Origin of the sequence: Photorhabdus bodei (genome assembly GCF_003287735.1) — a bacterium.
Taxonomy (GTDB): Bacteria; Pseudomonadota; Gammaproteobacteria; order Enterobacterales; family Enterobacteriaceae; genus Photorhabdus; species Photorhabdus kayaii.
The window spans coordinates 1-21,810 of record NZ_NSCM01000053.1; the positions used below are offsets into that span (position 1 = coordinate 1).

A 21,810-nucleotide genomic window follows, 5' to 3' on the forward strand; every position below is an offset into this window, starting at 1 on the left:
GAAATCATTGTTGTCAATTTATGTGGCAGTTACTGAATTATGTTGATGCCTTTTTGGCATCGTTTTCATCACAGCAAAAGCCAGGAAGACAAAAAATGGGTGTAGCACAATTATGAAATCTTATTTAAAACTATTGAGACTCATCAATTTGTGAGCTGAGGAAAGGTGAGATAATGATACAAATGGATAGAGGGAAAAATAGCGTATTAACCATCTAAACGTCAAGGTGTTTAGATGGTTGGTAAGTGGCTTATAATAGCGAGTAGTAGATCGACTGGACCCTGTAAATAATTCTGTATATTAGCTCGCACCTATATTTGCCCACCTACCCCCTTAAACTTCTCAACAAATGCAGCAATTTTCTGGAAAACAGCCTGCTTTTTCGTTCTGTATTCCGGGTTAAGTGGACTTAACTTAGGTAGAGTGGAATTGAGCTCTGTGCCGTTTTCACTTGCATATTCTCGTTTTAATGATGCTGTAATATAGCGCTTAGCCGCATCTTCATTTAATTTCTCCGAGCTAATTAACTCTTCTGCTTCACGTTTTTGTTCAGCTTGAGCAAATTTGAAAAATTCATCAATAATACTGGCCTTGTCGATAATTTCGTCCAAGTTAGTTTGATTAATGAAATCAACAATTAAACTTTCTTTTGCTCGATTGCCAAGGCTGGAACGAATTAAACGGCGAACTTCATCAATTAACTCTGCCTTATTTTTATTCTTTTTATTGTTTTCAAAAATCAACTCAAGAATGTAATCTAGATTAATTTCCTGCGATTTGAGCAAGTCCACTTCAAAGACGACATCATCCCAGTCAATAGTAGATTTATCTTTCTCGTTAGACGACTTTTCACGGCGTAACCAATCACGCGTATCATTATAGATTGAGCGATAATCTTGAATAGTACGCTCAGTTGGCATCTCAATCGCTTGCATCGCGGCGATATCTTCATCACTCAGGTAGTATTTAGCCTTAAATGCCTCAACAGCCTCCGGATTACTAATATCTACATGTTGTAGAGCCTTTAATCCTGCAAATTCATCATAGTTTTGCAGTACATTCTCCGCACGTAAATATTCACCAAATAGTTTGGCAAAATCCTTTTTATCTTGCTCTTTAATAATATCATCAGGGTTAGGAAAGCGTTTTTGTAGCTCTGTCACTACCTCTAAAAATCCGCGACGTGCTTCGCCGGTGATTAAATCGGTAAAGCCTTCCATGTATTCTTTATAGCTTTTTTCCAGCACCACGTTTTTGGTGTTCTTATCACCAAATAAAGTGATAGCGTCAACCGTAGCTTGTTCTAAATCACGGAAGGTGACGATATTGCCAAAGGTCTTCGTGGCGTCATAAATACGGTTAGTACGTGAAAAAGCTTGCATTAGGCCGTGGTAACGCAGATTTTTATCGACAAATAAAGTATTCAATGTCGGCGCATCAAATCCTGTTAAGAACATGCCAACAACAATCAGTAAATCTACTTCTTGATTTTTCACTCGCTTAGCGAGGTCTTTATAGTAGTTTTGGAAACCTTTACTATCTACACCAAAATTCATTTTGAACGCTGCATTATAATCATCAATGGCTGCGCTTAAAAATTCTTTGGCACTGCTGTCCATTGCGGTGAGCTCAAAACTTTCATCAATAAGCTCACCAATAGCATCTTGCTCTTCATTAGCGGCGAAAGAGAAGATAGTGGCAACATTAAGCGGTTTTTTATTTGCTTTATTTTCTTCAGTCTCTTTTTGTAAATGCTTGAACGCTTCATAATAAGCTTTGGCGGCATCCACGCTACTGACAGCAAACATGGCATTAAACCCCTTGCCACCGGTTTGGAGACGATGTGTTTTTTGCCTGAAGTTATTTAAAATATACTGGGAAATTGCACGAATACGAACAGGATGTAAAAAAGCTTGCTTGTTTTCTGCCGCTGTTAACTTTTTCTCGTCTTGTTCGGTTTCAATGGACTTAAACTGTGGTCTTACATCGTTATAATCAACTTTAAACTTCAATACTTTTTCATCACGAATGGCATCGGTAATCACATACGAATGTAATTCTCGGCCAAATACACTACTGGTGGTGTCTGCCCCTAAAGCATTTTGCGGGAAAATTGGCGTGCCCGTAAAACCAAATTGATAATACCTTTTAAATTTCTTCTTTAGGTTTTTTTGTGCTTCACCAAACTGGCTGCGGTGTGCCTCATCAAAAATAAACACTACTTGCTTATTGTATATTGGTAAATCGCTTTCACTTTTTATTAAGTTATTAAATTTCTGAATGGTAGTAACAATAATTTTATTGTCATCTTTTTCAATATTCCGTTTTAGCCCTGCGGTACTCTCCGAACCATTAACACTGTCAGGTGAAAAACGTTGATATTCTTTCATGGTTTGGTAATCCAGATCTTTACGATCGACCACAAAAAACACCTTATCGATAAAATTCAACTCAGTAGCCAAACGCGCCGCTTTGAAACTAGTTAAGGTTTTGCCCGACCCCGTGGTATGCCAAATGTAGCCACCACTTTCAGTATTACTCCAATTTTTAGCCTGATACGCACTTTTAATTTTCCACAAAATACGTTCAGTAGCCGCTATTTGATAGGGGCGCATCACTAATAAAGTATTGCTAACATCAAATACAGAATAATGAATTAACACATTCAGCAAGGTATTTTTCTGAAAAAATGTGGCTGTAAAATCTTTTAAGTCTTTAATCAGCGTATTATCAGATTTGGCCCAATTCATGGTGAAGTCAAAACTGTTTTTATCACGCTTGGTAGTATTGGCAAAATAGCGAGTGTCTGTACCGTTTGAAATCACAAAAAGCTGTAAGTATTTAAACAGAGAGTTTTCTGTATTAAAGCTTTCTTTACTATAACGGTGCACTTGGTTAAAGGCTTCACGGATAGCAACTCCGCGTTTTTTAAGCTCAACTTGTACCAATGGCAGGCCATTAACCAAAATGGTTACATCGTATCGATTCGCTTGCGCCCCTGTTTGCTTGAATTGCTTAATGATTTGTACTTTATTACGGGCAATGTTTTTCTTATCCACGAGATAGATGTTCTCGATATGTCCATTATCAAAAACAAAGTCGTGGATATAATCGTTATGAATTTTACGAGTTTTATCTATGTTGTTATCGTTTGGCTTATCTAAGTACTGATCAATAAAGCGTTGCCACTCACTTTCTGAAAAATTAACATTATTCAGTATCTGCAGTTGCTCACGCACATTGGCCAGCATGTTTTGGGGTGTGTTTAAGCCAGAAATATATTCATAACCTTGGTTGACTAAATCGTCGATCAATTCCCGTTCTAAATCACCTTCGCTTTGGTAGGTTTCATTTAGCTGCAATTCCTTAATGTATTTATCAAGTACGATAAAGTTATTTGATTCAGCAACAGTTTTGTATTCGTTCATACTTCACCTATAAATTCGATTCACTCTAATTTTCTGCCTGTTGGAAGCGGTACATAGTGTTAATTTCATTAACCAGATAGCGCAAAACACGCTTGTCATCTTCCGTAAGCTCAGCGACCTCTTCACCTGCATGTTTTGAATGACTAGAGATATTAATAATCCTGGCTTCATAAGGGTTAGGTCTGCCATCATCGGTTTTTGGCAATAAATCACCCCACTTTTTATAGCCAAGAAAAGTAGAGGTTTTTTCTAATATATTTCTTAGAAAGTTGAAGTGATACTTGCTCAACTGACCGTTTTCAATGGCTTTTTCGAGTTCTGACTTCAGATAAAGATGATATGAAAACGGTGAATCATTAGGTTGGATTGCTAGCTGATATGTGCCGTCTTCATGCTTTGTCAGCCTGTATTTCTTAAACCATTTCTTTTTATAGCTTTTATCATCACTGTTTAGCTCATTGTGTAGCACGTTATAGAAAAGAGGGTTATGCGTCGTGATGATGAATTTAACGCTAGACTCGTTAGATTTAATAAGTTGAGCAAGATGTACTGCCAACTTAATCAAATGGTTTTCATCTAACGAGCTCACAGGATCATCAATAAAGACATATTGCAATTGATTAAACTGATCTGTTTCTCGCTCACTGGGTTCAGCAACATTCAGCACGCTTATTACTTGCTCAATCAGTGTGTAAAACATGCTCCAGATAAAGTTGCTTTCTTCGCCTTTTGATATTTTAACATTTTCAGTTCGTGCTTCATTACCACGTTCGAAAGAAAATGTGACCTCCGAACCATTTTCGCTAAAATGTGGAGTTAATTTTTCATCAGTATAGCGTTGAAAGTTAGCAATGATATTCCGATCTTGCCCTTGGTCTTTTAGCACCCAATCTGTAAATGAATTCGGCTGGATTTTGAGTTTAGGCTCGGTATTCTCAGATAAGTCGTTATCCCAGTAAAACAAGTCTTCGGTAAAGGCGTTGTAATACAAAAAATTAGTACGCGTCAATGATAGTTCTTTATTGTTGCTACTTTCATCATTATCAATTTTTGGCGCAATTAGCTGTTTAAACTCCCGCGAAAGCCGGGTTTTACCCGTACCATTAAAGGCATAGATCAGTTGTACTTTCTTGTTGGCATCTTTTAGCTGCTGGGCTATTCCCGTTAGCGTTTTGCTCATATCATGCCTCTACCTCTGGTTTGGGGAAACTCAATAGCAGATCGCGATAATATTCGTATTGCTTTTGACGTAGTTCAATTTCTCGCGGTAGACCTTCACTGATGGAGCTGGTTAAATCGTCGAATTTGTCTAGGATAGAGACGATGCGTTCTTGTTCGGCAAGTGATTTTTCAGAATCTCTCGGATACGGAACAGGGATCGTTGTTTTTTTGATATTATCATTATATAAACGCTTGATTACTCCACCATCGGAAATATTCCAGTTGGCAATTTGATAAAAATAAAACAAATATTTATTTAATACCTGACTTTCATCATTTTCAATCCATACGATATTACTATCCTGAAAATAGGCATCTTTTCCATCAAATATGACTGATCTTCCGATCGTACCACTTGCAGAAATTAGAACCTCTCCAGCTTTTGGGTAGCTATATTTTGCTTTATATTCATCAAATAATTCTCGTGTAATAAAAGCATTAGGCTCTTTGCCAAATGTTCCAATTTTATAAAATGGAATATCGCCTGTTTCGAGGGTTTGGTTTTTTAAAATTCGTTTGCACATGCGAACCTCACCAATTTCCCCCAAAGTCTTCCACTCCACCTCACCTTTTTCAAAACTTAACAATTGGTCGCGATAATAATTGTACTGTTTTTTGCGGGCGGTAAGTTCAGCGGTAAGTTCAGCGGTAAGCTCGGTAAAGGCGTCCAAAATGCGTACGATTTCGGTTTGGATATTGAGAGATGGGATAGGAATTGGATATTCCATTATTTTTGTTTTATTCCCGCGTGGCATTTTGGCCCCTTTAGAATGCCGCATGTTATAGTCGAAAAATTTATCATCCGCTAAAATTTGATATAGATACCTAGGTGTTATCGTTTCATCAGTCAGATGTATAACCAGTACATCGCCATTTGTGCCACCGATACGATCAGCGTGCCATATTTTCTTCAAGTAGGGGCGAATATTTCCGATTAAAATATCACCACTTTGATACTCTATTAAGTTACCTTCGGTTGGCACATAAGTAGACTCTTTTTTCCCTGCCCAATTTTGTAGGAGATTATCAACTCCCACGTAATTTGATTTATCAAGTTTGTCAAAGCAAATACGAGTTTTTGAATACTCTGTAAGCTCCCCCAAAGTCTTCCACTCCACTTCAACGCCATCAAGCAGTTTTTCCATAAAGCTCATATTGCTCATGCCTTATTCTCCGTGCCTTCAATCTCAGCAATAATGGCATCGATATCCGCTCGCAGTTGGTCGATTTTTTTAACAGTGATCTTTAATTCGGCATTGAGTTTTGTAATATCAATTACTTCGCGGTTGTCTCTAGATTCGACATAGCTACTCACCGACAGGTTGTAATCGTTAGCGGCGATGGCTTCAAAACTGACCGATTTAGCAAAATGCTCAACATCATCTTTGCTATCAAACACCTGCATAATTTGTTCGATATGATTGTCGGTAAGTATGTTGTTATTGGTTTCTTTTTTAAACAGAGTGCTTGCATCAATAAACTGAGTAGTGGTGTCGGTTTTGTGTTTAGACAGCACCAGAATATTTACAGCAATGGTCGTGCCAAAAAATAGGTTAGGCGCTAATGAGATCACGGTTTCAACATAGTTGTTATCTACCAGATACTTGCGGATCTTTTGCTCAGCTCCACCACGGTAAAAAATACCCGGGAAGCAAACAATTGCCGCGCGGCCTTTGCTGGATAAGTAACTCAATGCGTGCAGTACAAAGGCAAAATCGGCTTTGGACTTCGGCGCTAATACACCAGCGGGAGCAAAGCGGTCATCGTTAATCAGTGTTGGATCATCACTGCCAATCCATTTCACCGAATACGGTGGATTAGAGACGATGGCATCGAACGGTTTTTCATCACCAAAATGCGGTTCGGTTAAGGTGTTGCCTAACATAATATTAAACTTGTCGTAGTTAATGTTGTGTAAAAACATATTCATACGTGCAAGGTTATAGGTGGTATGGTTAATCTCCTGACCAAAGAAACCGTCTTCAATAATGTGGGCATCGAAGTGTTTTTTGGCTTGTAATAGCAGTGAGCCCGAACCTGCGGCGGGATCATAGATTTTATTCACGCTGGTCTGCCCGTGCATAGCGAGCTGAGCGATTAGCCTAGAAACGTGTTGTGGTGTAAAAAATTCACCGCCTGATTTACCTGCATTGGCGGCATAGTTAGAGATTAAAAACTCATAAGCATCACCAAACAAGTCTATTTTGTTACTTTCAAACTGACCAAATTTAAGCCCTGCCACGCCTTTTAATACGGCGGCTAAGCGGGTGTTTTTGTCTTTAACGGTATTACCTAAACGGTTATTGGTGGTGTCAAAATCGGCAAAAAGACCCTTAATCTCAGCTTCAGATGGGTAACCTCTAGCTGAGCTTTCAATAGCGACGAAAATGGTATTTAAATCTTTGTTTAAATTGTCATTTTCATTAGCATTTGCGGCAATATTAACAAACAGCTGGCTTGGGTAAATGAAATAGCCTTTGGTTTTAATGGCATCATCTTTAATATCGTCAGTGATAACATCATCTGAAAGCTCAGCATAGTTGATACTCTCATCACCGCCTTCAATGTAGTTTGCAAAGTTTTCACTTATAAAGCGATAAAACAGCGTACCTAGTACGTACTGTTTGAAATCCCAGCCATCAACTGAACCTCTCACATCGTTGGCAATTTGCCAGATTTGACGCTGTAGTTCGGCGCGTTGTTGGGTACTTGTCATTGTGAAACTCCACTTTTAATACGTTTTTGAATGGCCATCGGCCCATAATCATCCCGGTATTATAACGAGTAAAGACGTTCTAATCATTTTGAATCGCTACAAGTTTAGTAGACATCTCAGGGGCATTTTGGACTGCTTCCAACCCGATAGGTAATCCATTTTTTTATATTTCTTTGAAAAATGCCTACATTAAGAAAAAATTACTCTTCTGGCAGGTTATCCCTTGTCAGTTCTGGCAGCCATTCGATAGCAGTACCAATATTCAGGTTCAGGTCATTACGAATCATCATAGCCAATACGCTTAATAACCTGATTAATAGCAGCTTCACTCATTGGCTTACCCGCATCGTTACGACCAGGGAAAACGTATTTCCTGCGCCCTGTAATCTCGTGCAGCTTGATAAGAATGGCTTTGTAAGGCTATCAAGAAATCACTAAGATAGCTAAAAGATGTGGGGAGTATAGGTGCTTTGAGTGTGCTGGCAAGATCGGTAGCGGGGTTGAATTCCGCACACCCTATAATATTAGCTTCATCAGGCGGTATCTCACTTCATTGAACCTGAACGTACCCTTAAATATACCCCCACAATGTAGATTTCAGCGGACTTTACTCGACTTCTGGAGAACAAGGAGAGCTTAACTTTTTGTGTTTACTGGGGTTTTATGGGCTTTACTAGACGATGAGAGAAGCTGATATGGCGCGCCCTACAGGATTCGAACCTGTGACCTACGGCTTAGAAGGCCGTTGCTCTATCCAGCTGAGCTAAGGGCGCATTTTGAGAGATGAGCTGCATCAGTAATGCTCTGATGCGGGGAGAGATTATACGGTGACAACTCCTTGAGTCAATGGCTTTTCTGCTTATAAATCTTCATCTGGCTATTTTCTGATTATCAATAAAACTGACAGCACGTTCATGTTCTGACAAAATAGGTAGTATCCCAATGTTTGATTTATGGATTTATTCGTACATGCCAGCAAAAATTATTGACGGGAAAACGATTGCGCAGACAATCAGAAGTGAAGTAGCAGTGCGTGTTCAACAACGTGTTGCTGCGGGAAGACGTGCTCCTGGTCTTGCCGTTGTTTTAGTCGGCGAAAATCCGGCTTCTCAAATTTATGTCGCAAGCAAGCGCCGTGCCTGTGAGGAAGTCGGGTTTGTTTCCCGTTCCTATGACCTGCCAGATACCACCAGTGAAGCCGAGTTGTTGAATCTTATCGATCAGCTTAATAATGATTCAGAAATTGATGGTATTTTGGTTCAGCTCCCTTTACCTGCCGGTATTGATAATGTCAAAGTTCTGGAACGTATCCAGCCTGATAAGGATGTTGATGGCTTCCATCCCTATAATATTGGTCGTTTGTGTCAACGCGCTCCAAAGCTGCGTCCCTGTACTCCGCGCGGTATCGCAACGTTGCTTGAGCGTTGTGGAATTAATACTTATGGGCTGAATGCCGTCGTTATCGGCGCTTCAAATATTGTTGGTCGCCCAATGAGCCTGGAGTTGTTATTGGCTGGCTGTACCACCACGGTGACTCATCGCTTTACTAAAGATTTACGCCACCATGTGGAGCACGCAGATTTGCTCATTGTGGCGGTTGGTAAACCAAACTTTATCCCTGGTGAATGGATTAAACCTGGCGCTATTGTTATTGATGTCGGAATTAATCGCCTGGAAGATGGAAAAGTCATCGGCGATGTTGATTTTGAAACCGCGTCAGAGCGTGCAAGCTGGATCTCTCCGGTTCCAGGGGGGGTTGGCCCAATGACAGTCGCGACACTTATCCAGAATACCTTGCAAGCCTGCGAGGAATACCATGATGTGGAAAAAATTGAAGGTTGTTAATGGAAATTTTTTATTTAGAAGGCCATCCTCATGTGGCGCTATGTGATCTGTTGAAGTTTCAAGGGTGGAGCGAAAGCGGCGCTAGCGCTAAAGCGGTTATTGTTGAAGGTCTGGTTGAAGTAAACGGTCAGATAGAAACCCGTAAACGTTACAAAGCTATAACCGGGCAGGTTGTTACCTTTAATGGTAAATCTGTTCACATTAAAGAATGATTAAAACGGGCTCCCTTAAAAATGAAGGGAGCCGCAGATTGCGGGTAAAGTACTCGCTTTTTGGTTGGGATTGACCGAAAAGGTGTTTAATCGGTATGTTTGGAAAGTGAGTTAAAGTGCGATTAAGCTTGATTTGGTCAACCGAAGTATCTGTAGTTAAAAAGTACCTCGATGAAAAATAATGAAAATGTAAAAAGGTTATAATGGTAAATAAGAATTAAACCTTAAACTTAATGTACAAGTTAATCTCTGTTAAATGTGAAAAGCACTAATAAGTAGAAAAGGTTTTTTATATCGGAGATAAACGGGATGATGAAAAATATTTTAGCTTCGATATTAGCTTGAGTAAACGGATAACCAAAATGGATATTTTTATTAACCTAATTGATTTTACTGAAAATTTTTATTTTACCCCGTAATTCTCTATTTATCTTGTCCACGGTTATACGTTTAAGCTGTAGGTAACCAACCTTAGTATAAGCGTGGTTTTAATCATCCAGCGGGTTGAGTTTTTACATGCGAGCTCTCTCATAGTGTTCTGTGCAGGTGGTATTTAGGTATTAAAAGGTCACTTAGCAAATGGTATAAAATTTTAACCCTGTTTAGTGAATATGCAGTATTTAAGGTGTTGTGCGCTTTTAATACAATACTTATTGAAAAATGTTTAATCTGATGATAATTTAAACTTAATATACTGATTTTAATGATAAAACAAACCAGTGGAGTAGATAGTTTGGAATTAAATCAAGTGATTAAAGCTCTTAATGAATCCGGTAACAACTGGAGTGTAGAGCAAATAGGTGAATGTCTTGCAATTACTAACGAAGACGGAATTAAAGCTCATCTGGCTATTTGTGGCAGGCAAATTACAGTGGAAGCATTACTGTTTTCAGAAGAGAATGTTTTAGATCCCGCTTCTTTAAATCAGTTTATTTTAGAAACGCACAAGATGATTCCTCTGACTTCAGTTGGAATAACTAAAGTAGATGGTCAATCTTACTATACCGCTTTTGGTTCATTGTCATCAGAATCAAAACAAGAAAGCGTTGTCATCGAAGTCTCTACGTTGTTTGCCAACATCACTGAACTTCTTGATGCGTATTCTGAGTTCCTAAAATAACAATATAGAGGCAAATATTAATGAACGTGTGGAAAAAGCTTTTTAAGGCAATTAAAGGAACGGTAAATAACGCGGCAGAAGCTGTTGCTGATGGCAACGCACTGACGATTCTTGATCAGGAAATCCGAGAAGCAAAAGCAGAAATCCGCCGTGCGGATGAAAGCCTGGTTAGCATTATTGCTAAGCGAAAAATGGCAGAGAAAAAGGTCTCGGATATCAAAAACAGTATCACAGAGTATGAGGGTTATACTCGCTCTGCTGCGGGTAAAGGTGACAATGGGCTTGCTCTGGAGTGTGCTCAGAAAGTTGCGACCTTGCGTGACGAACTGGAAAGGGAACAAGGGTTGTTTGAATCGTTCCAGAAGGCTGAAACGACGCACCGACACACTGTGCAAGAGGCGAAAAAGAAGGTGTCTCAGCTTGAGAACCAAGTTGATTTGGTTAAGGCAACTGAACAGGTGCAGAAAGCCCAGGCAGCGACTCACAGTTCTGTCGTTGGCGCTTCTTCAAAAACATCTACCGCCCTTGATTCCCTTGAGCGTATCAAGTCACGTCAGGCTGAGAAAGCGGCTCAGTTCGAGGCTCAGCAGGAGCTCCACGATAGTATGACTTCTAGCGATCTGGATAAAAAGCTTAAAGAGGCTGGCATAACTTCAAGTTCTATGTCCGCAGAAGATGAACTTGCTCGTATTCTTGGCAAGTAAATACCCAGTTGTTAAATCAAGATCCTGCTTTTTAAAGTGGGATCTTCCTATCAAGAGATATTTCTATGCTTTCCAAAATCGTAGATGCGTTTAAGAGCGCATTCGGGGGTAAGGCGGTTGCGCCTGTTGTTCCAAAGGTGCCGGAAGTATTAGGTTTGCGTATTGGTGGTGCACTTGAGATAGACCCGCTAATGCTAAAACTGATTGAATCTGACCTAACGATCGAAAACGCAGCTTCAACTCAGCTTATATGTTCCGTTGGTGTTGTCGACTTAGGTGATAACGTGCGTTTGGTTCGTTATTACACGGATGACGAAGGTTACCTTCAAGTGCTTCAAGAAGGGGAGGGGGATGACGGCGTGAAGGAAGTGAGCCTGTGGTACTTTTACGAAACTAAACCGATCGATTCACAAGCTCAATGGGATGCGCTGATTGAAAACGGTATCGTTACACCAAGCAGACGATATGATCTTGATGGTACCCAGTTCTCTCAGTTATGGGACAACATTAAGCCTGTGGCTGTTACCGAAAAAACTTACAGTAAAGAGGGTCACATAACCGAAACTGATCAGTTTGTGATGGTGTATACGCGTCAGGTTGCTCATAACAGAACAGAAGAACTTCAGGTTGTGGGAGAAGAAAAAGTTGTAGGGAGTCATCTGGATAGATTGATGGTACTGAGCACCGGTATTCAACTTAACCAAACTGATTTTAAAGTGGTGGCATAAATGATCACATTGGAGAATGAAGAACAGGCTTTTACTCAATTTATGCATGGTGTAGGTAATTTTGGCTTGTGTTTTGGGCTGGCGCTGGTTTTTTTCATCATTTTCAAATTTATCTACACAATAATTACTCCGCATGATGAGTGGAAGCTTATCAAGGAAGAGAAGAATAGTGCCGCTGCGATATCGCTTGGTGGCGCGTTGGTTGGTTACAGCATCGCCATTGCAAGTGCAGCAAGCAACTCTGTGGGGGTTATTGATTTCGTGATGTGGAGTGTTGTTGCGCTGTTGGCTCAGATTGCTGGCTTCTTCATGGTTCGCATATTCATGATGCCAAAGATTGTATCCCGCATTGAGAATAATGAGGTCCCTGCTGCGGTTGTGCTGGCGGCGGTGTCAATTTCTGTTGGTCTTTTAAACGCAGCCTGCATGACTTACTGATTTAGGGATTGTATGACGAACGGGAATAAAAAGCGCAGAATGCGCAGCACAGCCATTAACATTGAGAGTAAGCGTAAATATTGGCGTGGTTTCTCCTTCACGTCATTGGCGCTCAGTGTTGGTTCACTCGTTGGTTGTGGTCAATCGGCGGATGAGCTGTCAATTCATGTTTATAAGGATTTGGCCTCTTGTCAGAATAATCCGAAGAATACGATCGCTGCTCAATGTGAAACTACATACCAAGCGGCATTACGCGAAGCGGAGCGTACTTCGCAGAAATTTCGCCGGAAAGCTATGTGTGAGCTGGAGTTCGGTGAGTGTGAAGCAATGCCGGGGCAAGTGGGTTATCGACCGAAGATGGCCGCCTTTATGATGGCGGAGGTGAAACCAGAACAGTTTAACAAGTACGACGTTGCTGAAAAGTATCGCAATGTGTTCTACCAGCCACTATTTACTTCAACATCAGGCTATGGCGATTTGTACGGTAAGCTTTTTTTCGCTGATGGTAAGGTTATTGGTGATTATTCCGATATTGGCAATATCCAGTACGAGATGAACCGACGTTATTTGCAGCCGCTGGAGACGGTTCGCCTGCCAATGGAGAAACGAGAAGTTTCTCAAGTTGGAACGAATGCAAATGTTGTTGCAGGTATAAACCCTGTACTGAACCCCCGATCAACTGCTTATATCGCATCTGAGATCGTTGATGAAATCGGTGATTATTCAGCACGTAAGCATAAAGAGAGAATGTATCGCGAGCGCTTGATACGTGAAAAGGAACAAAAGTTTAAAAGTAGCGATTCCCGTTATTCTGGCTATGATAGCAAGCCAATCGTCACTACCAAGTCTTCTGGTGGTTTTGGTTCAATATCTTCCGCTAAATACAGTTGGGGTGGTTAACCGGCGCTGACATTTTATTAGCAGGCTTTTTGTTATCAGTGTCTTGCATCGAGGCATTATTGCCGCATTAAGCGTTTGTGCGATGATTTTTTCCAGGATTTAAATAAGCATTATCAAAGGGTTAATGTCATGCTTCAGATCCCAACAACACCTCGTCATGATTGGAAAGCGCGAGCAAAAGAATTTGGGTTTGGTTTCCATACAATCGATAATGAGCCGTACTGGACGGAAGACCGTTACTACCAGTTTACTCTCAAGCAGATTGAAGAACATATTGAAGATCCGACAGCGGAAATCCACCGGTTGAGCCTTCAAGCAGTAGAGCAAGTGGTTAACAGTGATGAGTTGATGACTAGATTCCAAATTCCAGAAGCAATGTGGTCATTGGTTCGTGGATCTTGGAAGCGCAGAGATCCAAGTCTCTATAGTCGCCTTGATTTTGCCTATGATGGTAAAAACCCGGCTAAATTATTGGAAATTAACTCAGATACGCCGACTTCTATTTATGAACATGGTTTTTTTAGCTGGCTGTGGTTGGAAGATAAGGTTAACCGTGGTGAATTACCTCATGCTGCTGATCAGTTCAACTTACTACAGGAGTTGCTTGTTAATCGCTTTTGTGAACTGAAACCCTTTTTGCCATTCAACACGCTTCATTTTGCCTGCTGTAAGGGTACGGAAGAAGACAGGGGCTCGGTTGATTACATGGCTGACTGTGCCAAAGATGCCGGTATTCATACTGAGTTTGTCTACATTGAAGACATTGGGCTCAGCGAGGGTGGTCAATTTACGGATAGTAATAACAAGATCATAGACTCTATGTTCAAGTTGTACCCGTGGGAGTTCATGTTTCGTGAAGAATATGCTCAATACCTAGTCAGCGCGGGTGTTAACTGGTTTGAGCCAATGTGGAAATGCATCACTTCGAATAAAGCAATTTTGCCATTGCTTTGGGAGATGTTTCCAGGACACCCAAATCTGCTTGAAGCTTATTTTGCCGATGATCCGCAAGCCAAGTGCCTGACTTATTATGTTATGAAGCCGATATTCAGCCGTGAGGGCGCGAATATTAGTATTCATAAAGATGGCAAAGTGGTTGAAAAGGTAGATGGTCCTTACGGTGAAGAGGGTTACATTGTGCAGCAGTACACCCCATTGCCAAAGATCGGTAATAGCCATGTTCTTATCGGTAGTTGGCTCGTTAATGATACGCCTGCGGGTCTATCGGTTAGGGAAGATATTGGCAGGATCACGAAGGATACATCACGATTTGTACCTCATATTATTTTAGGTTAATGATTCTATACCCGTCATCTTTCAAGCTGCCTCTTTGTTGGCTGCACTCGCTCACCCAGGTCACATAGTTATCTATGCTCCCAGGGATTCACTCCCTTGCCGTCGCGATGCATCTTGAAATCCATAGGGTATATAACTATCTATTTCTGGAGCAGGGTGGAATACCCTGCTTTTTGGCTCTTAGTAAACATCTAACTTTATTGCTGAAATGTCATATTTGTATGATTTTCATCCGTTTTTTAACCTGTATTCTCCTTCTTCTTTATTATTATGGTGAAGTACTGTGCGCATCAGAAGTAAATCCAATTCGGTATCTGGGAGGTGTTTTTTGTCTTTGAGCTCGCAGCGGGTAACTGAATCATCTAATTCGCGGCAGATAAAGTTATGAATGCGTTTAAAACGTGGGCTATACTCCGTTTCGTCAGCGTTACGCTTGATGGCAAGCAGAGTCTGTATTTCCTGCATCAGCGCTGCGTCTGTAACCGTTCCGGCCAGTAGGGTGTCGAAGCGCATCGGGGGGACACCTTTACCAGCTTCGATCCAACGTACCGCCAGCAATGGGCGTAGTACATAAAGGTATTTTTTCAGCCTAATTTTCTCGCCTTTCAGGTAACTACGAAAGTTTTTCTTTGCCATTGACAGATAGTGATATCGCGCTCTGTTGTTGGAGAAATAGTCTGGTAATAGGGTACGTAGTACCGCCATGAACTCCACGTCTTCGTAGTAGATTACCGGTGAGTCTGCCCACTCCATCAGTGTCGGGTTGGCTCGTTTCAGCAGCCCTAAAGTTTTACGCAGTTCCCAACCACAGATATCCAGCTCGTTACTGATCGGTAGTTCAATGACATCCCGAGAGGGATCGACGCGTAAGTACCATGATGGCGTATGTACATAAATAAAACGTACATCGTAATCACTGTTTGTCGAGGCAAATCCCCAACCGCGGCTACCTGATTCACAGGCGTAGAGTATTCGTATTTGCAGCTCTGTCTCAAGTTGCGCCAGTTTTTGGCATATGTGTTGCTTCATGATGTCACTGATACCAAATTTTTCTTTCATCTTGATTATCCTTTTACGCAAACCACTTGACGCAGGGTGTGAACGATTTCTACTAGTGAAGACTGAGCGGCCATTACGGCCTCAATGTCTTTGTAAGCCATCGGAATTTCATCGATGACGTCGCTGTCCTTGCGGCATTCCACGTGTGCCGTGGCACGCTTCTGATCCTCTATTGTGAAGCGTTTTTTCGCTGCTGTGCGGCTTAATACTCGGCCAGCGCCGTGACTGCATGAGCAAAAACTCTGTTCATTTCCCAGACCACGTACGATAAAGCTTTTCGCACCCATTGAGCCAGGAATGATGCCCATGACGCCTTGGTGTGCTGCGACCGCACCTTTACGTGTGACTAACACGTTTTGGCCGAAGTGCTGCTCCTGTTGCACATAATTGTGGTGACAATTTACTGCTTCCATTATGGCAGTGAACGGCTTTGTTATTACCGTTGCCAGTGCTGCCAATGTATGTTGCATCATGACTTCGCGATTATGGCGGGCGAAGTTTTGTGCCCAACCGACCGCTTCCATATAATCAGCAAAGTGACGGCTGCCTTCCTCAAAATAGGCCAGATTACGATCAGGCAGGTTAGCGATATGTTGTTTCATGTCCTGTTGGGCAAGGGTGATAAATAGATTACCAATGGCATTTCCTACACCACGTGAGCCGCTATGCAGCATTACCCATACTTGGTCGGATTCATCCAGACACAGCTCAATGAAGTGATTGCCGGTACCTAGTGTTCCTAAGTGCAGATGGTTATTGGTTTTCAGTAATTGTGGATATTTATCGGTTAGCCGTTTAAACCCGGTTTGCAACACGCTCCAATGGTGAGCGACGGTTTCTGGTGATTGCTGCCAGGCACCTTTATCCTTACCGGTACGGTTTACCGTGCGTCCATGTGGTACGGCGATTTCAATAGCATGGCGGATAGTATATAGATTGTCCGGTAAATCTTTGGCATTCAATGAGGTACGTACTGCCATCATGCCACAGCCGATATCTACGCCTACTGCGGCTGGAATAATCGCCCCACGAGTCGGGATGACACTGCCGATGGTTGAACCTTTACCAAGATGTACATCAGGCATAACGGCTAAATGGCTGAATATGAAAGGCATTTTTGCCGTATTCAACAGTTGTTCACGAGCTTCCGCTTCTACCGGTACACCATGAGTCCACATTTTCACTGGTGCACTATTTGGCGTGGTCATTAACTCGTAATCGTTTGTTATCACATTGTTCTCCTGATTACTTAGCCGCCACTATTATTATATACCCGTCATCTTTCAAGTTGCCTCTTTGTTGGCTGCACTCACTCACCCCGGTCACATAGTTATCTATGCTCCCGGGGATTCGCTCCCTTGCCGTCGCGATGCATCTTGAAATCCATAGGGTATAATTTAAAGTAACGAATATTTTTCCTTTTTAATCAATGTTTCTGAATTTGTTTTTTATCTTGGTCTTCTTTTGAACCATTAGGAAAATATTGTAAATAAAAACTTTATTCCACTATTAATATAGTATTATGTTTAATGGTAATTGCAATTATTTGATTTATTATTTTGTTGAGTAATGTTGAAATTGTGATGCTAATCTATATAAAAATGTGTTTGTAAAAGCATATATGAATTTATTATAGTTTTAAATTGTGTTGATAATTGTAAAGGAAATGTAAAACAATTAAATTATTTAATATTATGATATTGTTGTAATAGTAAGTGTATATACTATTCAAATAGATGCATATATGTGCATGATTATCATATGGATATGAATAATTATTAAATGAGTAACATTATCTTTTGATGAAATAATGTTTCTATGGTTAGAATAAAATGACAGTCTGAATTTAATATATTTTTTGAAAATATCAATATGTGTAGTGTATAGCCGATAACATTTTTATTGATTTATTCTCGTTAAATTTGATTTATATCTTATTGATATGGGTAAATGTTTGTAATTATTTGTTTTTATTGTGTTTTTTTTGATTTATTTATTTGCGTTGTCAAGTGTGGAAAATAAACTCCTACACTATTTATAACTGATAATTTATAACGAGTTAATGATTTCTTATTGTTTAAATATGTGTAAAAATAGTCACAAATTATCATGCTATTTGTCATTAACTAGATGAGTATATATGGCTGTTATCACTTTATAATTATGGGTAAATTACGATTTTTTATTCTTTATTTGGTTTTTATATTCTTTTATTTATTATTGATTTTAATAATCTCTCAATTTTCAATTGAAAAGCATGATATTAAAAATATTTATTAAACATTTCTTTCGGATAAAAAAAGAGCTTTGTTAATAATTTGTGGAGTACAACAAATAAACAGGTGTTAAATTATGTGATGACTTATTTGTCTTATTGTCAATCTTAACGAAATGATTAAAAAACTGCCATTAATAGTTATTTTTTCCTATTCATAAAGGGGTTAATTATCTTCTTTTTCACGATATTGCTTGCATTTTAATTTTAATCTCTTCATTAAAATTGTGCGGAAATTATCCGCACAATTTGATGTTGTATTGGGTAATGTGAATTTATGTGTCAAATTAGCCAATTAATTTTGACTAATTTGGCGATTATACCCTATGGATTTCAAGATGCATCGCGACGGCAAGGGAGCGAATCCCCGGGAGCATAGATAACGATGTGACCGGGGTGAGCGAATGCAGTCAACAAAGAGGCAACTTGAAAGATAACGGGTATATCATCATTATTAATCATCGTTAATACTTGCCAGCACATTTCCTGCCTGTTGATAACCGCCTTCTTCCGCATAGATAACGATTTTCCCAGAACGATGTGCGGTAAGTTGCGTTTCCATTTTCATTGCTTCCATGACAGCAATGACATCACCTTGTTTAACTTCATCACCTTCCTGAACATACCAGGATTGTAAAACGCCGGATATTGGTGCTGAGACGGGATTCGATACTGCTATTGTCTCCTCAGCTTCACTACCTTTGCTCTCAGTGATGAAATTTTGCTTAGAATCAGGCAATGAAAGCCCTTTTAATAATTCGGCAGGTAGTCCCAGTTCATGCCGACGGCCATTAATTTCAATAAAAGTACGTGTTACCTTTTCTTGATAATGATTTTCCTGACGCGGAGATATTTTTATATCATTGATAAAATCAGTTTCGATCCAACGTGTATGAACGTTAAATGTGTCATCGGAAATAAAATCAGGATGTTCCATTACCGCTCGATGAAAAGGCAATACTGATGCAACGCCTTCAATGCTGAATTCCTGTAATGCACGTCGCGCACGGGCAATAGCTTGTTGGCGGGTTGCTCCGCTGACAATCAATTTAGCCATCAGCGAATCAAAGGTGCCAGGGATGGTGGAACCTGCTGCAACACCAGAATCTAATCTTATTCCTGGGCCGGAAGGGGGAGAAAATACCGTCACGGTTCCGGGCGTCGGTAAAAATCCTTTACCTGCATCTTCGGCGTTAATACGGAACTCAAAAGAATGGCCTAAAGAGATCGGTGTTGAGGTCAATGATAAAGGTTTACCTTCTGCAATCCGAAATTGTTCTACCACAATGTCGATCCCTGTGGTTTCTTCAGTGACCGGATGTTCGACCTGCAAGCGAGTATTCACTTCCAGAAAAGAAATCGTGCCGTCTACACTGAGTAAAAATTCCACTGTTCCGGCTCCGATATAACGGGCTGCGGTGCAAATATCCTGTGCCGCTTGATGGATACGCTGGCGCTGATGTTCGGCCAAAAATGGGGCTGGTGCCTCTTCCACCAATTTTTGGTTACGCCGTTGCAGTGAACAATCGCGTGTACCAAGTACTACCACATTGCCATGTTTATCAGCCAGAATTTGCGCTTCAATATGACGAGGTTTATCCAGGAACTGTTCAATGAAACATTCTCCACGACCAAAGGCCGCTGTTGCCTCACGAACAGCTGAATTGTAGAGTTCGGTGACTTCATCAAGCCGCCACGCCACTTTCATGCCACGTCCACCACCGCCATATGCTGCTTTAATTGCAATTGGCAGGCCATATTGTTCGGCAAACTCCAGAGCTTCCTCCGCGTTTTTCACCGGTTCTTCTGTACCTGAAACCTGTGGTGCGCCTACCTGTTGGGCAATTTTGCGTGCTTTAACTTTGTCACCCAGAATATCAATTGTCTCTGGTTCAGGACCAACCCAGATCAACCCCGCATTAATAACTGCACGGGCAAATTCTGCCCGTTCAGCCAGAAATCCGTATCCGGGATGTACCATGTCGGCACCTGAACGTTTCGCAATATCCAATAATTGGGGAATATTAAGATAAGTATCTGCGGGGCTGTTTCCGCCTAAACTGTAAGCCTCATCAGCCAATTGTACATGTTGTGCATTGATGTCCGAATCAGCGTAGACGGCGATAGATTGTAAACCATAATCCCGGCAGGCACGGATAATACGGACGGCGATTTCACCGCGGTTAGCAATCAAAACTTTCTTCATGGGATGGTTTTTAATATTCATGGTCAGTGCGGTACTCATGAGCGGCAATCGCTCTCTTTTATTTCGTGAAATTCAGTGATGGGGTTGAAGCGAATACGGGCGTTGACAGGAATTTGTCCCGCAAGATCAAGATGATAGCTGGCAATGGAACCAATCACGGGGTAACCGCCGGTCAGAGGGTGATCTGCTAAAAACAGAACCGGTTGACCACTGGCGGGAACCTGAATTGCGCCGGTGGTCGTTCCTTCACTCGGTAACTCTTTATGGTTAAGACGCGACAGTGGTGTGTCGCTATACAGGCGAATACCGACTCGATTAGATTGTGGTGTAACCTGCCAAAGTTGGCTTTTTAGCAGGGATAACGCTTCTGTTGTGAACCAGTCAGTACGCGGCCCCAGAATGATATCCAGTGTAACGATATCGTCAGAAGTAGGCATATTAAAAGCCGGCCTTTCATCCATTGATACCGCGCAACCCTGCGTCACAGTAAGAATATCCAAAATATCGCCTATAGCGATTGGCTTGGGGCCAATGTGTGCCAGCGTATCGTAAGAGAGGCTGGAGAGAATAGGTTGCTTGGCGAAACCACCACGCACAGCCAAATAAGAACGCACTCCCGCTTTGGGCGTTCCTAGTGTCACTGTATCACCTTCACTCAGATCAATAGGCTGATAGCCATCAACCTGAAACTTTCGGCCAGATGCTGTTTGAACAGTGATTGGGCAGTCAGCACCTGTGACAGCGATAATGACATTGCCATGAGAAATAAAGCTTAATCCTCCTTGCACAATTTCCAGACATGCGTTATCCGAAGGATTACCGACGATCCGGTTGGCACTTCTCAGCGCGGTTTTATCTAGCGCACCGGCAGCGGAAATACCTAAACTAGCTTGCCCTGAACGCCCTAAATCCTGAAAAAGTGTTTGTATTCCAGTGGTTAGGATTTCCAGCGAGGAGTGTTTATCAACCTGTGAAGATAGAACGTCCTCTATGGGGGCAACAGGGGTTTTGGGTTTAGTGATAGAGATTGCGGCGCTTTTGCCTTGATCTCTGAAACGTACCCGGAAACCGGGTTGTAACAGGGAAGAGGGAAAACGTGAGAGATCCCACATGCGCTCTGGTGTGATACCGATGATTTGCCAACCTCCCGGACTGGCTTGAGGGTATATCCCACTGAATTCTCCAGCCAGACCAACTGATCCCGCAGGGATGCGGGCTCTTGGTGTCATTCGGCGAGGAACATGTAAACAGTTTGAATCTGCGACTAAATAGGCGAATCCGGGGGCAAATCCGGTAAAAGCAACAGTGTACTCACTTTCTGTATGTCGCGTTATGACCTCTTGTGTGGTGATGCCGAGGATTTCTGCCACTTCCGCCAGATCTTCACCATTGTAATACACCGGGATTTCAACGAGTTTCCCTGTTGTCCTATCCAGTGTATTCAGGTTGCGGCCATTGATTTCTTTGGCAAGTTTGACGGTGGAAACAACATTGCGACGAAATCGAATCAACAGTGTTCTGGCCGCAGGAATAATTTCTTCTACGCCAGCAATGGGGCAGGCGTTAAGTGAATCAAATAGCGCCAGCGTTTCATTCAGATCATGAAGCTCGACAATAATGGCATCTAAATTAACAGGTAAAAAACGCACTAGATACTCCTGG

At 41.3% G+C, this 21,810-nt stretch carries 17 protein-coding genes, 1 tRNA gene and 1 pseudogene; 9 read left to right on the plus strand and 10 right to left on the minus strand.

Features of this window, described 5'->3' with window-relative positions; genetic code table 11:
• A pseudogene (locus tag CKY02_RS20025) lies at nucleotides 1–116 on the plus strand (IS630 family transposase); the annotation flags it as partial.
• 195 nt (nucleotides 117–311) lie between these two features.
• Here the strand turns inward: CKY02_RS20025 and CKY02_RS20030 are convergent.
• The 5 genes from CKY02_RS20030 to CKY02_RS20055 all read right to left on the minus strand — a co-directional run bounded on the left by CKY02_RS20030 (nucleotide 312) and on the right by CKY02_RS20055 (nucleotide 8,138).
• Complete coding sequence (locus CKY02_RS20030; RefSeq protein WP_112896658.1) at nucleotides 312–3,428, minus strand: type I restriction endonuclease subunit R; 3,117 nt, start codon at nucleotides 3,426–3,428, stop codon at nucleotides 312–314.
• A gap of 25 nt (nucleotides 3,429–3,453) precedes the next feature.
• Nucleotides 3,454–4,608 carry an AAA family ATPase gene (locus tag CKY02_RS20035; protein WP_112896659.1) on the minus strand — a complete coding sequence of 385 codons (1,155 nt, stop codon included), beginning with the start codon at nucleotides 4,606–4,608 and terminating at the stop codon, nucleotides 3,454–3,456.
• 1 nt (nucleotide 4,609) lies between these two features.
• Nucleotides 4,610–5,812, minus strand: coding sequence for a restriction endonuclease subunit S (locus tag CKY02_RS20040; RefSeq protein ID WP_202924638.1), 1,203 nt, complete (start codon nucleotides 5,810–5,812; stop codon nucleotides 4,610–4,612).
• Nucleotides 5,809–7,365: a type I restriction-modification system subunit M gene (locus CKY02_RS20045; RefSeq protein ID WP_112896660.1), complete on the minus strand. Its 1,557-nt coding sequence runs from the start codon at nucleotides 7,363–7,365 to the stop codon at nucleotides 5,809–5,811. The genes CKY02_RS20040 and CKY02_RS20045 overlap by 4 nt, the downstream gene beginning before the upstream one ends.
• A 696-nt stretch (nucleotides 7,366–8,061) precedes the next feature.
• A tRNA-Arg gene (locus CKY02_RS20055) sits at nucleotides 8,062–8,138 on the minus strand.
• Between the two features lie 196 nt (nucleotides 8,139–8,334).
• On the opposite strand from CKY02_RS20055, the gene folD reads away from it, so the two are divergent.
• The 8 genes from folD to CKY02_RS20095 all read left to right on the plus strand — a co-directional run bounded on the left by folD (nucleotide 8,335) and on the right by CKY02_RS20095 (nucleotide 14,608).
• Entirely contained in the window at nucleotides 8,335–9,210 is an 876-nt protein-coding gene (gene folD / locus CKY02_RS20060; RefSeq protein ID WP_112896680.1) for a bifunctional methylenetetrahydrofolate dehydrogenase/methenyltetrahydrofolate cyclohydrolase FolD, read from the plus strand.
• The gene (ybcJ, locus tag CKY02_RS20065; protein ID WP_112879694.1) at nucleotides 9,210–9,422 is read left to right on the plus strand and encodes a ribosome-associated protein YbcJ; all 213 of its coding nucleotides are present in this window, start codon (nucleotides 9,210–9,212) and stop codon (nucleotides 9,420–9,422) included. The genes folD and ybcJ overlap by 1 nt, the downstream gene beginning before the upstream one ends.
• A 733-nt stretch (nucleotides 9,423–10,155) precedes the next feature.
• The gene (locus tag CKY02_RS20070) at nucleotides 10,156–10,542 is read left to right on the plus strand and encodes a DUF2170 family protein (protein WP_112879702.1); all 387 of its coding nucleotides are present in this window, start codon (nucleotides 10,156–10,158) and stop codon (nucleotides 10,540–10,542) included.
• Between the two features lie 20 nt (nucleotides 10,543–10,562).
• Nucleotides 10,563–11,246 carry a PspA/IM30 family protein gene (locus CKY02_RS20075; RefSeq protein WP_112896661.1) on the plus strand — a complete coding sequence of 228 codons (684 nt, stop codon included), beginning with the start codon at nucleotides 10,563–10,565 and terminating at the stop codon, nucleotides 11,244–11,246.
• Between the two features lie 65 nt (nucleotides 11,247–11,311).
• Nucleotides 11,312–11,974 carry a YjfK family protein gene (locus tag CKY02_RS20080; protein ID WP_112896662.1) on the plus strand — a complete coding sequence of 221 codons (663 nt, stop codon included), beginning with the start codon at nucleotides 11,312–11,314 and terminating at the stop codon, nucleotides 11,972–11,974.
• On the plus strand, nucleotides 11,975–12,412 hold the full coding sequence (locus tag CKY02_RS20085) for a DUF350 domain-containing protein (protein WP_112896663.1): 438 nt from the start codon (nucleotides 11,975–11,977) through the stop codon (nucleotides 12,410–12,412).
• A 12-nt stretch (nucleotides 12,413–12,424) separates the two neighbouring features.
• Nucleotides 12,425–13,312, plus strand: a complete 888-nt coding sequence (locus CKY02_RS20090) for a DUF1190 domain-containing protein (RefSeq protein WP_112896664.1) — start codon at nucleotides 12,425–12,427, stop codon at nucleotides 13,310–13,312.
• Nucleotides 13,313–13,441: 129 nt separating this feature from the next.
• Nucleotides 13,442–14,608: a glutathionylspermidine synthase family protein gene (locus tag CKY02_RS20095; protein ID WP_112896665.1), complete on the plus strand. Its 1,167-nt coding sequence runs from the start codon at nucleotides 13,442–13,444 to the stop codon at nucleotides 14,606–14,608.
• A 228-nt stretch (nucleotides 14,609–14,836) separates the two neighbouring features.
• Here CKY02_RS20095 and CKY02_RS20100 read toward each other — a convergent pair whose 3' ends face one another.
• From CKY02_RS20100 to CKY02_RS20115, 5 genes are all read right to left on the minus strand, one after another.
• Entirely contained in the window at nucleotides 14,837–15,667 is an 831-nt protein-coding gene (locus CKY02_RS20100) for a nucleotidyltransferase domain-containing protein (protein WP_112896666.1), read from the minus strand.
• A 5-nt stretch (nucleotides 15,668–15,672) separates the two neighbouring features.
• Entirely contained in the window at nucleotides 15,673–16,899 is a 1,227-nt protein-coding gene (locus CKY02_RS20105) for an RtcB family protein (protein WP_112896667.1), read from the minus strand.
• 1,376 nt (nucleotides 16,900–18,275) lie between these two features.
• Nucleotides 18,276–18,404: a hypothetical protein gene (locus CKY02_RS26445; RefSeq protein WP_274382159.1), complete on the minus strand. Its 129-nt coding sequence runs from the start codon at nucleotides 18,402–18,404 to the stop codon at nucleotides 18,276–18,278.
• The gene (locus CKY02_RS20110; RefSeq protein ID WP_238399174.1) at nucleotides 18,397–20,187 is read right to left on the minus strand and encodes an ATP-binding protein; all 1,791 of its coding nucleotides are present in this window, start codon (nucleotides 20,185–20,187) and stop codon (nucleotides 18,397–18,399) included. Before CKY02_RS20110 ends, CKY02_RS26445 begins: the two co-directional genes overlap by 8 nt.
• Entirely contained in the window at nucleotides 20,184–21,797 is a 1,614-nt protein-coding gene (locus CKY02_RS20115) for a 5-oxoprolinase subunit B/C family protein (protein ID WP_112896668.1), read from the minus strand. The genes CKY02_RS20110 and CKY02_RS20115 overlap by 4 nt, the downstream gene beginning before the upstream one ends.
• Nucleotides 21,798–21,810 lie beyond the last annotated feature (13 nt).